This is a genomic window from Sphingomonas sp. TREG-RG-20F-R18-01, from assembly GCF_022662475.1.
Lineage (GTDB): Bacteria > Pseudomonadota > Alphaproteobacteria > Sphingomonadales > Sphingomonadaceae > Sphingomonas.
In genome coordinates this window covers 608298-621862 of record NZ_JAKNQQ010000001.1, presented here as the reverse complement: position 1 = coordinate 621862, position 13565 = coordinate 608298, and the positions used below count along the sequence as shown (strand labels likewise).

At 64.8% G+C, this 13565-nt stretch carries 15 protein-coding genes; 10 read left to right on the top strand and 5 right to left on the bottom strand.

The genetic code is table 11. From position 1 onward, the window contains the following. The first annotated feature begins 43 nt into the window (after window positions 1-43). Window positions 44-1945: a molecular chaperone DnaK gene (dnaK, locus tag L8K25_RS03160; RefSeq protein WP_242137455.1), complete on the top strand. Its 1902-nt coding sequence runs from the start codon at window positions 44-46 to the stop codon at window positions 1943-1945. A gap of 123 nt (window positions 1946-2068) precedes the next feature. Then, the gene (gene dnaJ / locus L8K25_RS03155) at window positions 2069-3202 is read left to right on the top strand and encodes a molecular chaperone DnaJ (RefSeq protein ID WP_242137454.1); all 1134 of its coding nucleotides are present in this window, start codon (window positions 2069-2071) and stop codon (window positions 3200-3202) included. A 477-nt stretch (window positions 3203-3679) separates the two neighbouring features. On the opposite strand, the gene purB is transcribed toward dnaJ, so the two are convergent. After that, window positions 3680-4999, bottom strand: a complete 1320-nt coding sequence (gene purB / locus L8K25_RS03150; RefSeq protein WP_242137453.1) for an adenylosuccinate lyase — start codon at window positions 4997-4999, stop codon at window positions 3680-3682. A 246-nt stretch (window positions 5000-5245) separates the two neighbouring features. On the opposite strand from purB, the gene L8K25_RS03145 reads away from it, so the two are divergent. Next, window positions 5246-5692: an EF-hand domain-containing protein gene (locus tag L8K25_RS03145; protein WP_242137452.1), complete on the top strand. Its 447-nt coding sequence runs from the start codon at window positions 5246-5248 to the stop codon at window positions 5690-5692. 106 nt (window positions 5693-5798) lie between these two features. Here L8K25_RS03145 and L8K25_RS03140 read toward each other — a convergent pair whose 3' ends face one another. The 3 genes from L8K25_RS03140 to L8K25_RS03130 all read right to left on the bottom strand — a co-directional run bounded on the left by L8K25_RS03140 (window position 5799) and on the right by L8K25_RS03130 (window position 8391). Then, complete coding sequence (locus L8K25_RS03140) at window positions 5799-6464, bottom strand: hypothetical protein (RefSeq protein ID WP_242137451.1); 666 nt, start codon at window positions 6462-6464, stop codon at window positions 5799-5801. 264 nt (window positions 6465-6728) lie between these two features. Then, window positions 6729-7058, bottom strand: a complete 330-nt coding sequence (locus tag L8K25_RS03135) for a metalloregulator ArsR/SmtB family transcription factor (protein ID WP_242137886.1) — start codon at window positions 7056-7058, stop codon at window positions 6729-6731. A 106-nt stretch (window positions 7059-7164) separates the two neighbouring features. Further along, the gene (locus L8K25_RS03130; RefSeq protein ID WP_242137450.1) at window positions 7165-8391 is read right to left on the bottom strand and encodes a threonine synthase; all 1227 of its coding nucleotides are present in this window, start codon (window positions 8389-8391) and stop codon (window positions 7165-7167) included. A gap of 115 nt (window positions 8392-8506) precedes the next feature. Here L8K25_RS03130 and L8K25_RS03125 point away from each other — a divergent pair, with 115 nt between their 5' ends. After that, window positions 8507-9733 carry a glycosyltransferase gene (locus L8K25_RS03125; protein ID WP_242137449.1) on the top strand — a complete coding sequence of 409 codons (1227 nt, stop codon included), beginning with the start codon at window positions 8507-8509 and terminating at the stop codon, window positions 9731-9733. Between the two features lie 89 nt (window positions 9734-9822). On the opposite strand, the gene radC is transcribed toward L8K25_RS03125, so the two are convergent. Continuing rightward, a complete protein-coding gene (gene radC / locus L8K25_RS03120) occupies window positions 9823-10518 on the bottom strand; it encodes a DNA repair protein RadC (protein ID WP_242137448.1) in 696 nt (231 codons plus the stop codon). 196 nt (window positions 10519-10714) lie between these two features. Between radC and L8K25_RS03115 the strand changes: the two genes are divergently transcribed. The 6 genes from L8K25_RS03115 (at window position 10715) to L8K25_RS03090 (ending at window position 13557) form a co-directional block, all read left to right on the top strand. After that, window positions 10715-11008, top strand: a complete 294-nt coding sequence (locus L8K25_RS03115) for an AtpZ/AtpI family protein (RefSeq protein ID WP_242137885.1) — start codon at window positions 10715-10717, stop codon at window positions 11006-11008. Between the two features lie 20 nt (window positions 11009-11028). Further along, a complete protein-coding gene (locus L8K25_RS03110) occupies window positions 11029-11787 on the top strand; it encodes a F0F1 ATP synthase subunit A (RefSeq protein ID WP_242137884.1) in 759 nt (252 codons plus the stop codon). 59 nt (window positions 11788-11846) lie between these two features. Then, window positions 11847-12059: a F0F1 ATP synthase subunit C gene (locus L8K25_RS03105; protein WP_010164404.1), complete on the top strand. Its 213-nt coding sequence runs from the start codon at window positions 11847-11849 to the stop codon at window positions 12057-12059. A gap of 19 nt (window positions 12060-12078) precedes the next feature. Continuing rightward, complete coding sequence (locus L8K25_RS03100) at window positions 12079-12573, top strand: ATPase (protein WP_242137447.1); 495 nt, start codon at window positions 12079-12081, stop codon at window positions 12571-12573. Beyond that, window positions 12566-13120, top strand: coding sequence for a hypothetical protein (locus L8K25_RS03095; protein WP_242137446.1), 555 nt, complete (start codon window positions 12566-12568; stop codon window positions 13118-13120). The genes L8K25_RS03100 and L8K25_RS03095 overlap by 8 nt, the downstream gene beginning before the upstream one ends. Before the next feature lie 113 nt (window positions 13121-13233). Next, the gene (locus L8K25_RS03090; protein ID WP_242137445.1) at window positions 13234-13557 is read left to right on the top strand and encodes a hypothetical protein; all 324 of its coding nucleotides are present in this window, start codon (window positions 13234-13236) and stop codon (window positions 13555-13557) included. The last annotated feature ends 8 nt before the right edge of the window (window positions 13558-13565 follow it).

Here is a 13565-nt window from a genome sequence, read left to right as displayed (position 1 = left end):
GCTGAACGTCCATTTTTTGACTGACGGGGGCCCCAGAGGACCAATGGCAAAAGTAATCGGAATCGATCTCGGCACGACCAACAGCTGCGTATCCGTCATGGAAGGCGGCAAGCCGAAGGTCATCGAAAACGCAGAAGGCGCACGTACCACGCCGTCGATCGTCGCCTTCGCCAAGGATGGCGAGCGACTGGTCGGCCAGCCGGCCAAGCGCCAGGCCGTGACCAACCCGGAGAACACGATCTTCGCGGTGAAGCGCCTGATCGGCCGTCGTTTCGACGACCCGATCACCAAGAAGGACACCGAGCTGGTCCCGTACCACATCGTGCGTGGTAACAATGGCGACGCATGGGTCGGCGCGGGCGGCAAGGAATATAGCCCCTCGCAGATTTCGGCCTTCACGCTCCAGAAGATGAAGGAAACCGCGGAAGCCTATCTCGGCGAGACGGTCACGCAGGCGGTCATCACGGTGCCCGCGTACTTCAACGACGCGCAGCGCCAGGCGACCAAGGACGCCGGGCAGATCGCCGGTCTCGAAGTGCTCCGTATCATCAACGAGCCGACGGCGGCAGCGCTCGCTTACGGTCTCGACAAGGACACCAACAAGACGATCGCGGTCTATGACCTCGGCGGCGGAACCTTCGACATCTCGATCCTCGAGATCGGCGACGGCGTGTTCGAAGTGAAGGCGACCAACGGCGATACCTTCCTCGGCGGCGAGGATTTCGATAACAAGCTGCTCAACTTCCTGTCGGACGACTTCAAGAAGGCCGAAGGGATCGACCTCACCAAGGACAAGCTGGCGCTCCAGCGTCTGAAGGAAGCGGCCGAGAAGGCGAAGATCGAACTGTCGTCGGCAGCCACGACCGAAGTCAACCTGCCGTTCATCACCGCGGACGCGACCGGTCCGAAGCATCTCGTCAAGGCGATCACGCGCTCGGATCTCGAGCGTCTGGTCGAGGACCTGATCCAGCGTACGCTCGAGCCGTGCAAGAAGGCGATGGCGGATGCGGGCGTCAAGTCGGCGGACATCAGCGAAGTCGTCCTCGTCGGCGGCATGACGCGGATGCCCAAGGTCCGTCAGGTCGTGAAGGACTTCTTCGGCAAGGAGCCGCATTCGGGCGTCAACCCGGATGAGGTCGTCGCGATGGGCGCGGCGATCCAGGCCGGCGTGCTGCAGGGCGACGTCAAGGACGTGCTGCTGCTCGACGTGACGCCGCTGTCGCTCGGCATCGAGACGCTGGGTGGCGTGTTCACCCGGATGATCGACCGCAACACGACGATCCCGACCAAGAAGTCGCAGACCTATTCGACCGCGGACGACAATCAGGGTGCGGTCACCATCCGCGTGTTCCAGGGCGAGCGCGAAATGGCGGCGGACAACAAGATCCTCGGCCAGTTCGACCTGGTCGGCATCCCGCCCGCACCGCGCGGCGTGCCGCAGATCGAGGTCACGTTCGACATCGATGCCAACGGCCTCGTCAACGTGTCGGCGAAGGACAAGGGCACCGGCAAGGAGCAGCAGATCCGCATCCAGGCATCGGGTGGCCTGTCGGATCGCGACATCGAGCAGATGGTGCGCGACGCCGAGCAGTTCGCCGAGGACGACAAGAAGCGCCGTGCATCGGCCGAGGCGAAGAACAACGCCGAGAGCCTGATCCACACGACGGAGCGCCAGCTTGCCGACAATGCCGACAAGGTCGACGCGTCGCTCAAGGGCCAGATCGAAGCGGCGATCGCCGAAGCCAAGACCGCGGTCGAAGGCGGCGATCCCGAGGCGATGAAGGCCAAGGCCGAGGCGCTCGGCCAGGTTGCGATGAAGCTTGGCCAGGCGATCTACGAGAAGCAGGCGCAGGCCGACGCTTCGCCCGCCGCCGACGGTGCAGCGGCACCGAAGGACGACGTGGTCGACGCGGAATTCTCCGAAGTCGACGACACCAAGGCATAAGCACAAACGCCCTCTCTCGCTTGGCGGGGGAGGGCCGCCGGGCGCGGCGGTGGCGGTTTGGGGCAGGGCGGTTGATCCGGTCGCTGTTCCACCCGCCACCGTCTCCCGGTCTGAGGGCCTGACATGAGCACCGAAGTCGATTTCTACGAACTGCTCGAATGCGAGCGCACCGCCGACGACGGGACGATCAAAACGTCCTATCGCAAGCTGGCGATGAAATATCACCCGGACCGCAACCCCGGTTGCAAGGATTCCGAGGCGCATTTCAAGGCGATCAGCGAGGCGTATGATTGCCTCAAGGATCCGCAGAAGCGCGCGGCCTATGATCGCTTCGGCCATGAGGCGTTCCGTCAGGGCGGCGGCGGTGGCGGTCGCGGGGGCGGCGGCGCGCAGGACTTCGGCGCTTTCTCCGATATTTTCGAGAACATCTTCGGCGAGTTCATGGGCGGCCAGCGCGGTGGCGGTGGCGCGCAGGGACCGCGGCGTGGCGCGGACTTGCGCTACGACATGGAAATCACGCTCGAGGACGCGTTCCACGGCAAGTCGACCGACATCACGATCGACGTGTCCGCGCCATGCGACGTGTGCGACGGCAGCGGCGCGACGCGCGGCACGTCCGCCAAGACCTGCGCTACGTGCCACGGTCACGGCAAAGTGCGGGCGCAGCAGGGCTTCTTCGTGGTCGAGCGGACGTGCCCGAGCTGCCACGGTGCTGGCCAGACGATCGCGGATCCGTGCGGCGCATGCCACGGCGAAGGTCGGATCGACCAGACCAAGACGCGCACCGTCAACATCCCTGCCGGAGTCGACGAAGGCACACGCGTTCGCCTGACCGGCGAGGGCGAGGCTGGGCTGCGTGGTGCGCCTTCGGGCGATCTTTACATTTTCCTCCACGTCGCGCGGCATCCGCTGTTCGAGCGCGAGGGCACCACGCTGTTCGCGCGCACGCCGATCAGCTTCACGACCGCGGCACTCGGCGGCGAAGTTACGATCCCGGGACCGGACGGGGTCAATCACACGATCAAGATCCCGGCGGGGACGCAAAGCGGCCGCGAATTGCGCCAACGCGGCGCGGGGATGCCGGTGTTGCAGGGGCGTGGTCGCGGCGATCTGGTGATCCGCGTCGAGGTCGAGACGCCGACGAGCCTCACCGCGCGCCAGCGCGAGTTGCTTGAGGAATTCCGCGCCACCGAGACGGGTAAGGAATGCCCGCAGACGAGTGGGTTCTTCAAGAAGGTGAAAAACGCCTGGGTGTGAGGCGGGGTAGCTCGGAGGGGGTAGCGTAAGCTAGCGTCAGGAAGCGCTTCCCTCTCCTCTGCTACTTCCCCGGCGAAGGCCGGGGCCCAGTAGCGAGACAGAAGAGCATTACGCGCTGCGCTTCGTTACCTCGGCCATCTCTACTGGGCCCCGGCCTCCGCCGGGGAAGGGAGTGGCGGGGATAACGCCAACGCGAAATAATCAGCAAAACCAAAAGCGCTTCTCCCGCCCCTCGTCACAAGGGGCGGTCGAGCGGTCGGATGGTCAGAAGATCAGGACTTCCGCCACCAGTGCGACGCCGGCCACGGCAATGAGGCCGCTGGCCAGGTTCTGCAGGATGCGCATGTGAGAGTCTCCGTGCCGGATCATCCCGGCACGGAGACATCTGGAGATTGTTGCTTAACTCAGCAACATTATTACCCGCATTCGCAAGTGCAGCGTTTGCACGTTGAAACGTGCAAACGCGTAGACCAACCGTTAACCCGTCGCCCCGAACACCCGCGCGAAGATCGTGTCGACGTGCTTCAGATGATAGCCGAGATCGAACTTGTCCTCGATCTCCGCGACCGACAACGCCGCGGTCACTTCCGGGTCGGCCTTGAGCAGTTCGAGCAGCGACAGTTCGCCATCCGATTCCCACACCTTCATCGCGTTGCGCTGGACGAGGCGATACGAATCCTCGCGGCTCACCCCGGCCTGCGTCAGCGCGAGCAGCACGCGCTGCGAATGGACGAGACCGCCCATCTTGTTGAGATTCTTCTCCATTCGCACCGGATAGACGAGCAGCTTCTCGATCACGCCGGTCATCCGCCCGAGCGCGAAGTCGAGCGTGATCGTCGCATCCGGGCCGATGTACCGCTCGACCGACGAATGGCTGATGTCGCGCTCGTGCCACAAGGCGACATTCTCGAGCGCGGGCGTGACATAACCGCGTACCATTCGCGCGAGGCCGGTGAGGTTCTCGGTCAGCACCGGGTTGCGCTTGTGCGGCATCGCCGACGAGCCCTTCTGGCCTGGCGAGAAATACTCTTCCGCTTCCAGCACTTCGGTGCGCTGCAAATGGCGCACTTCGGTCGCGAGCCGCTCGATCGACGAGGCGATTACGCCCAGGGTCGCGAAGAACATCGCATGGCGATCGCGCGGGATGACCTGGGTCGAGACCGGCTCGACCGTCAGCCCGAGCTTGGCGGCGACATGTTCCTCGACGCGCGGGTCGATGTTGGCGAAGGTGCCGACCGCCCCCGAGATCGCGCAGGTCGCGATATCGGCGCGCGCCGCGACCAGACGCTCGCGGTTGCGCGCGAACTCGGCATAGGCCTGCGCCAGCTTGAGGCCGAATGTCACCGGTTCCGCATGGATTCCGTGGCTTCGCCCGATCGTCGGGGTCATCTTGTGCTCGTGCGCCCGCACCGACAGCGCGGCGAGCAAGGCATCGATATCCGCGATCAGCAGATCCGCCGCCTGCGCCAGCTGCACCGCAAGACAGGTGTCGAGCACGTCGGACGAGGTCATCCCCTGGTGCATGAAGCGCGCTTCGTCGCCGACCTGTTCCGCCACCCAGGTGAGGAACGCGATCACGTCATGCTTGGTGACCGCTTCGATCGCGTCGATCGCGGCGACGTCGATTGCGGGCTTGGTCGCCCACCATGCCCAAAGCGCGTCCGCCGCCTTGCGGGGGACGACGCCGAGGTCGGCCAGCGCCTCGGTCGCGTGCGCTTCGATCTCGAACCAGATGCGGAAGCGCGCTTCGGGCGTCCAGATCGCGGTCATTGCGGGGCGGGAGTAGCGGGGGACCATCGGGAATCCTTCGTGAACTTGCGTCAAACGGAACGGGCGCGGGCGGGGTCCTGCGGAGGGGCCGGATCGGACCATCGTGGATTCGGCACGCAACCGGATGAGCGGGGGGGTAGCAGGGACGGGGCGAGGCTTCAAATCGGGCGAACCAGGGCTACAGGCATAGCATATAAGGGCCATCTGCAGCATGAAGGGTCATCGAGTCCGTTGGGCCGTCCTCCCAGCCGACTACGACAAAGGAGACCCGTAATGTTGAAGTTCATCTGTATTGCATCGGTCGCTCTGGTTGCTACGCCAGTATTTGGTCAGGTCGCGCAACCGTCGACCAACGTACCTGCCGGTGCGCAGCAGGGGGCGGCGAGTATTGATCCGTCACAGCCGGCTTCCGGCCCGCAATCTTCCGTCCCGCCCGAATCGGGTCAGGCCGCTGCGGCGCAGCCTGCGACGGGTACGCAAGTTGCCGATGTCGTCGGCACCGAATTTCCGACCTACGACAAGGATCACGACGGTGCGCTGAGTGCGAGAGAATTTGGCGCGTGGATGGTTGCCCTCAAGACCGCGAGCGATCCGTCCACCAAGGCTACGGCGCCGGCCACCAAAAGCTGGATCGCGCAGGCGTTTGCTCAGGCCGATACCGACAAGAACAAGAAGGTGTCGAAGGGCGAACTCACCACGTTCCTGTCCGCTGCGGCATAAGCGGCCGCTGCACGACAAGGCCGGCGACCCGCTGGCGCTCGATCCAGCATCGCGGTGCCCGTGATGCCTATCGCCACCGTGTCCGGCACACGGTGGCAATGGCAGCTTATTTCGGCGCGACGACGCTCGACAGGGTCGTCGTTGCGATGGCGGGCGACGAAACTGGCGCCGCCGTGATCCCTGGCGCGCCGCTCGCGCCGGCAGCCGACCCCGCCACCTGAAGCGGGCGCGCCGGTGCGATGTTGGCGAAGGCAACCGGAACGTCTTCGCCCAGCGACCCTTTGATGATGGTGCCGGCTGGCATGCGGGCGCTCGTCCCCGTCATGAAGAAACCGGCCGGCAGGAAAACGATGGCGGATACCGCCGCGGCGCCGAGACCGCCGGCCTTGCCCTTGTCGTCGAGCGTACCCGACAGGCGTATCTCCCGGTCCCCGACCCTGAGATATAGCAAACGGATCTCGAAATGACCCGACTTGCCCCACATGCCCTTGTTGGTGACCCTGGTTATTTCGCCAGTCCCCGGTGTGCCGACCGGGATGACGATCTGGCCGTTGAGCATGACGGGTTCGGTCGTCTCGACCTCGAACCGCTGCCCGACGCGGAGGACCTTGTTCTGCGTGGTAAGCTCGGTGCGGAGTTGAACCGGAATCTGCGTTCCGATTCGCAGTGTCGGCGTCGCTGAATCGCCGACGATCATGGCCTGCGGTGCTATGGCGGCGCCCGCAATCGTCGGCAGCGCGATCAAGACGATCGCGCAGAGTCGTACCTTCATGATAAGTCCCCCCCTGTATGGCTTGCCCCCAAGCCACGACGGTAGAGGCCACGCTGCCGAGCGCGGTGTCAACTGCTCAGTATCGAGGGAAGGTAGTAGGTCGCACGTTGCAGATCGAAATCCGGGCGTCACCGTGACGAACGACGCGAACGACACGAATACATCGGATCAAGGTTGGCCCGGTACAGCGGGAGGAGGCGCGGTGTCAGGCGACAGGTCGTATGGCAGCATTCATGGACGCGACGACGACCGTCTTTCGCACCCTCATCTTCGGTTTGACACGAGATCGTCGACCAGTGCGCTGCACATGGCGGCATTGCCCGCGCAGCAATCGTGCGCCAAAAACCGCATCAATCCGCGCACCGAATCGAGATCGGCGCGATAGAAGATCGTGCGGCCGCTGCGTTCGAAACGGACCAGCCCGGCACGGGTCAGGATCGCCAGATGTGCGGACATGGTGTTCTGGGGAACATTGAGCTGGCGCGCGACCTCTCCCGCCGGAAGCCCGTCGGGACCGTTTCTGGCCAGGAGCCGGAAGGTGTCGAGCCTGGTGCCCTGAGCAAGCGAGCCCAGGGCCGCTATCGCAAATGTGATTCCATATATCCGGACTATAGGATATTGATCCGATCGCAATACGTATTGCGTTTGCCCGGTCGGGCCGGCCCCCCGTGTACAAGGGGGAGGACCGGCCTTCGACTGCTCAAAGCCGGTCGAAGTCGATCGGTGCGAACCGGTCGATCGCCGCGTCGGCCGCAGGCATCGGATATTTCAGCCCGGTCGCGCAGTTGAACAGGACGACCTGCTCCTCTTCGTCGACCTCGCCCGTCCGTAGCGCCTCGCGGTAGGCGGCCAGCGTCGCGCCGCCTTCCGGGCACAGCAACAGCCCGTCCTTTTTCGCGCACTCGTCGACCGCCTGCAGAATCGCGGGGTCGCCGACCCCCAGGGCCTTGCCCCCGCTCTCGCGCACGGCGCGCAGGATCAGGAAGTCGCCGACGGCCTTGGGGACGCGGATCCCGGCGGCCACGGTTGCGGCATCTTCCCAGCGTTCGGCATGGTCTTGCCCCGCCTCGAACGCCCGCACGATCGGGGCGCAGCCGCTGGCCTGGACGGCATACATGCGAGGACGCTCCGACCCGATCCAGCCGAGCTGCTCGAGCTCGTCGAACGCTTTCCACATCCCGATCAGTCCGGTGCCGCCCCCGGTCGGATAGAAGATCGCATCGGGCAGCTTCCACCCGAACTGCGCGGCCAGTTCCAGGCCCATCGTCTTCTTGCCCTCGATCCGGTACGGCTCCTTCAGCGTCGAGAAGTCGAACCAGCGGCCTTCGGCGGCCCCCTTGCCGACGATCGCCCCGCAATCGTCGATCAGTCCGTTGACGCGGTAGACCCGCGCGCCCTGCAGCGCGATTTCACGGACGTTGATCTCGGGCGTATCCTCGGGACAGAAGACGATCGTCTCGATCCCGCAGCGGGTCGCGTAGGCGGCCAGCGCCGCCCCGGCGTTGCCATTGGTCGGCATGGCGATGCGGGTCACGCCCAGCTCGCGCGCCATCGCGACCGCCATCACCAGCCCGCGCGCCTTGAACGAGCCCGTCGGCAATCGCCCTTCGTCCTTGACCAGCACATTCGGGCTGCCGGCGCTGCGCGGGATCGGGATGAGCGGCGTCTCGATCTCGCCAAGGCTCACGATATTCTCGGTTCGGCGGACCGGCAGCAGCTCCCGCCAACGCCACATGTCCGTCGGCCGCGCCGCCAGGTCGTCGCGCGAAACGGCAGTTGCGACGGCGGGCAGGTCATAGCGTACCAATAAAGGACGCCCTGCACGTGATAATCCGTGCAGCGTATCTGCCGCATACCGCTCGCCCGTCAGGGAACATTCGAGATATGTAACAAAGGTAGGTCGCTTTATCGTCATGTTGTTAAGCATTTAGCCACCATATTTTTGTTGCGATATAATCGTGGACGTGCTGTCATTGCTTGGTGGGTCGGTGTTCTGGGCCGCGTGTGACGAGTATTACATATGCAGCCAAGAGACTCCTTCCATGAAAGCTCCCGTATCCGGCACGACTTTGTTACTTGTGCTGCCGCTTCCGGTGTGGCGGTGCGACGGCGCGCTTTATCTGGATACGCAGGCCCAGAATGGGCTACGGATGTGGCTGAGAAACTTCAATAGGTTAATCCTTTGCGTGCCGCAGATCGACGTTGCTACGCCTCCGGGCGGAACGTCGCCATGGGACGCGGCCGCCCGGGACGAAGACTGTCAGCTCGTTCCGCTTCCCGACAAGCGGAAGTTCGTCGGCTTTTTGATTGCGCTCCCGTCTGTCCTGCGACTGCTGCAGACCCAGATCGATCGCTCGAGCCATCTGCATTTCGCAATTGGTGGACTTGCGGGGGATTGGGCTGCGGTCGGTGCGTTGCTTGCGCGGGTCAAGCAACGGCGCGCGGCGGTGTGGACCGATCGGGTCGAGTCGCAGGTCACGCATTTCCAGGCGCAGCAGGTGCATGGTCTGCGCCGGGTGTACCGCCTGGCCTTGTCCAAGGCGATGAAGCATTTCGAGCGATTCGTGATCCGACGCAGCACGTTGAGCCTGTTGCATGGCGCAGACTGCTATGAAGCGTATGCGCGATACAGCGCGCGTCCGATGCTCGTGCATAACATCCACCTCAGCCCGTCGTCCCGGATCCAGCCGAGCGAACTTCAGGCGAAGGCGGTGAGTGCGCAGGCACAGCGCGCGTTGAAGATCGTGTATACCGGGCGTGTCCATGCCGACAAAGGTGTCCGGGACTGGATCGACACGCTGCACCAGTTGCGGCGCAACGGGACGGCCTTCCAGGCGCGTTGGCTCGGCGAGGGGCCCGAACTGGAATATGCCCGCGCCTATGTCGACGAGCTGGGGTTGCAAGCGTCGATCGAGTTCGCGGGTCATCATGCGGACCGGGAGGCACTCCTCGCCGAGGTGCGCGGGGCGGACGTCTTCCTCTTCTGTCACATGACCAGCGAATCGCCGCGCTGCCTGATCGAGGCATTGTTGTCGGGTACGCCCATTGTCGGATATGACAGTTCCTATCCTGCCGATCTCATTTCGAAACACGCCGGCGGTGTGCTCACTCCGCGCAATCCGATCGCGCTGGCGGCCGCGGTGTCGAGCCTGGATGCCGATCGGCCGCAGTTGCAGGCGTTGTTCGCCGCGGCTGCCATGGATGGCTATCCCTTCACCGATGAGGACGTGTTCCGGCATCGGGCCGACCTGATGAAGGCGTATACCTGAGCACCGGCCGCTTCCGGTTCGCCCCCTCGGGAGCGTTCCAGGAGAGGGGCAGAGACCAGCGGACAAGCGGGCCGGTCCGGTCGACGGGTCTACAGCAGTCCCATGGCGCGCAGGCTCGCATGCCCGGATCCGGCGATGATGATATGGTCGTGCAGGGCGATTCCCATGCGCTTGCCCGCTTCCGCAACGCGGCGGGTGATATCGATGTCGGCGCGGCTCGGCGCCGGGTCGCCGCTCGGGTGATTGTGCACGAGGATGATCGCCGCGGAGCCCAGGTCGATCGCGCGCCGGATGACCTCGCGGACGTATACCGCCGCCTCGTCGATCGACCCGTCGCTCATCACTTCGTCGCGCAGCAGGATGTTGCGCGCATTGAGGTGCAGCACGCGGACGCGTTCGTTGGTGCGGTGCGCCATGTCGGCGTGGAGATAGTCGATCAGCGCCTGCCAGCTCGCCAGGACGGGGCGGGTGCTCGCCTCGATCCGGAGCAGCCGCAAGGCGGCGGCCTGGACGATCTTGATCGCGGCGACGGACGTGTCGCCCATCCCCGATATCCGCAGCAAGGCCTCGGGTTCTGCGGTGAACACCGCGCCGAGCCCACCGAATTCGGCGATCAGCGCCTTGGCGAGCGGCTTCATATCGCGTCGCGGGATCGCCAGCGCCAGAAGATATTCGACGAGTTCATAGTCGAGCAACGCCTCTCCGCCGTTCTGCAGCAGGCGTTGGCGCAACCGCATCCGGTGTCCCGCTTGATCCATGGGGGCAGTGACGGGCGGCTTCATCATGGCACGGCATATCGTTACGCTTGCGACGAAGCAACGCGCCAGCCCCCGCCGCGCGAGGGGAAGGGCCGGACCGCGACCAATGGTTGACACCCCCCGGCCAGCTTCCTAAACGATCCGTCACACGGGAGGCTTCCTCCTGTTTTCCGAACATACCGTCGCGGTGCCAGACAGCACGGCGGCGTTTTCTTATCAGGACATGCGCCCCTTGGCCGACAACCGCCCGACCGACGACCTCGACGCCCGCATCGCTTCGGCACGCGCGGCATCGCAGTCGCGTGGCCGTGGCGCGGTGCCGCAGGCGAAGGGCTATGGCCAGGGCACGCGTGTTCTTGCGCTATTGCTCGGCGCGCTGCTTGGCGGTGGTATCCTCGGCTGGGCGCTCGATTCGTGGTTCGGTACCAGTCCGTGGGCATTGCTCATCGTGCTGGCGCTGGCGGTCATCGGGGCGTTCATGAACATCATCAAGATTTCTAAGGAGCGCGCGGAGTGAGCGCCGGCAAAATCGATCCGATGGAACAGTTCATGGTGGAGCCCGTCCTGGGCCGCCATATCGAGCTGTTCGGTTACGACGTCTCCTTCACCAACTCGGCGCTGTTCATGGTCGTCGTGTTCGTGGTGCTCGCGGTGTTCATGGCGGGCGGGCTCAAGCGCCAGCTCGTTCCCGGCCGCTGGCAGGTGATGGCCGAGAATGCGGTGAGCTTCATCGATTCGATGGTTACCGTGAACATCGGTTCGGGCGGCAAGAAGTTTGCGCCCTATATCTTCTCGCTGTTCTTCTTCATCCTGTTCGCCAACCTGATCGGCGTCCTGCCGCTCGCGATCCTGCCGGGGCTGCACACCTTCGCGGTGACCAGCCACATCACCGTCACCGCGATCCTGGCGTTCCTGTCGTTCGCGATCGTGCTGGTCGTCGGCTTCGCGAAGCATGGCTTCAAGTTCTTCTCGCTGTTCGTGCCGCACGGCGCGCCCGGCTGGCTGATGCCCGTCATCATCCCGGTCGAGTTCGTGTCGTTCATGGTCCGCCCGTTCAGCCTAGCGCTGCGACTGTTCGTCGCCATGACCGCCGGGCACATCCTGCTCGAAGTGTTCGGCAGCTTCGTCGTTCAGGGGATCAACGCGGGCGGGGCGCTCGGCCCGGTCGTCAGCGTGCTCAGCTTCGTCATGATCGTCGGCGTCAGCGCGCTCGAGCTGCTGGTCTGCGCGATCCAGGCTTATGTCTTTGCGCTGCTCACGTCGCTGTACCTGCACGACGCGGTGCATCTGCACTAATCGTTTCAACACCCATCTGACTGTATTCTAAGGAGCTTAACATGACTGATCTTGGTGCAATGTACATCGGTGCCGGCCTGGCAGCGATCGGTGTCGGTCTCGCGGCACTCGGCGTCGGCAACGTGTTCGGTTCGTTCCTCGAGGGCGCACTGCGTAACCCGGGCGCAGCAGACGGCCAGCAGGGTCGCCTGTTCATCGGCTTCGCGGCATCGGAGCTGCTCGGCCTGATCGCGTTCGTCGTCGCGATCCTCATCCTCTTCGTCGTCAAGTAAGCCAGAGCGAGCGCATCCGATGCCGCAGCTTTCCCAGATCGGTGAGATCTACGCCTCCCAGCTCTTCTGGCTGGCGATCGTATTCGCGCTGATCTATTTCGGGATCGGCAAGGCGATGGTCCCCAAGATCGAGGCGACGATCGACGATCGTAACGGCCGGATCGAGGGCGACCTCGCCGCGGCAGAGGCTGCGCGTGCGCAGGCACATGCCGTCGAGGCAGCCTATCAGACCGGGCTCGAAAGCGCCCGGTCGAAGGCCGCAACGGCGCTGGGCGAGGCCAAGGCGCGGGCGACCGCGAACACTGAGGCCCGGCTCAAGGCAAGCGACGCGGCGCTGCACGACCAGCTGGTCGCCGCAACCGCGCAGGTCGAAGCGTCCAAGACGCAGGCCGTCGCCGAGATTGAAACTGCAACGACCGATGCGGTCGAGGCGATCGTCGCCAAGCTCTCGGGCGTGGCGGTGGATCGTTCGACGATCGAGGCTCGCGTGAAGACGGAATTGGCACATGGCTGAGGGTTCGACCGTACACACGGTGGCATCGACGGGCGTTGCCGAGCTCCATCATGAACCGACCGCCTTTGGCATCAACGCCGCGGGCTGGGTTGCGCTGTCGATGCTCGTCGTCTTCGGCATCATGCTCTGGCAGAAGGTGCCGGGAATGGTGGCGAAGATGCTCGACGGGCAGATCGACAAAATCCGCTCGCAACTCGACGAGGCGTCGCGCTTGCGCGCCGAGGCCGAAGCGATGCTCACCGCCGCCAAGCAGCGGGATGCTGCCAGTGCCGGCGATGCCGCCGCGATCGTCAAGCATGCCGAGGCCGAGGCCGCAGCGATGCTGGTCAAGGCCGAAGCCGATCTGACCGAACTGGTGGCCCGTCGCCAGACGATGGCACAGGACCAGATTGCAGCCGCCCAGCGCGGTGCGATCGCAGAGGTTCGCGCTCATGCGGCTGATGCCGCGGCGCGCGCCGCGTCTTCGATCATCGCCGAGCGTCATGGTGCCGACGCCGACAAGGCGCTTGTCGACCGGACGATCGCCGGGCTCGGTCGCCCCAACTGAACCCCTGACCGCGTACGTGGCGTCGTCCGGACGCCTCATTCAAAATGTCACGCGATCGGGTTAGGGTCAGGATGACGGCGATTCGCGCCGTATTCCTGCAATGAGGCCCTGCCATGAAATCTGCCGTTCTCGCCGCGATCATTGCCCTGACCGCGGCGCCGCTGGCTGCGCAGTCGACCGCGCCAGTCCCGCCGGCCGCGCCCGCAGCGGCGGCGACCCCCGTTGCCAAGTTCACGCTCGACACGCCGATCGAGACGATCGCGTCCGACCCCTCGGCAAAGAAGGTGCTCGACACCGACCTCAACAACATCACCGCGCATCCGATGTACGATCAGTTCAAGAGCATGTCGCTGTCGCAGGTCCAGCCGTTGTCGCAGGGCGCGCTGAGCGATGCGGCGCTGGCCAGGGTGAAGGCGGATCTGGCGGCGCTGAAGTAGGCGCGGTT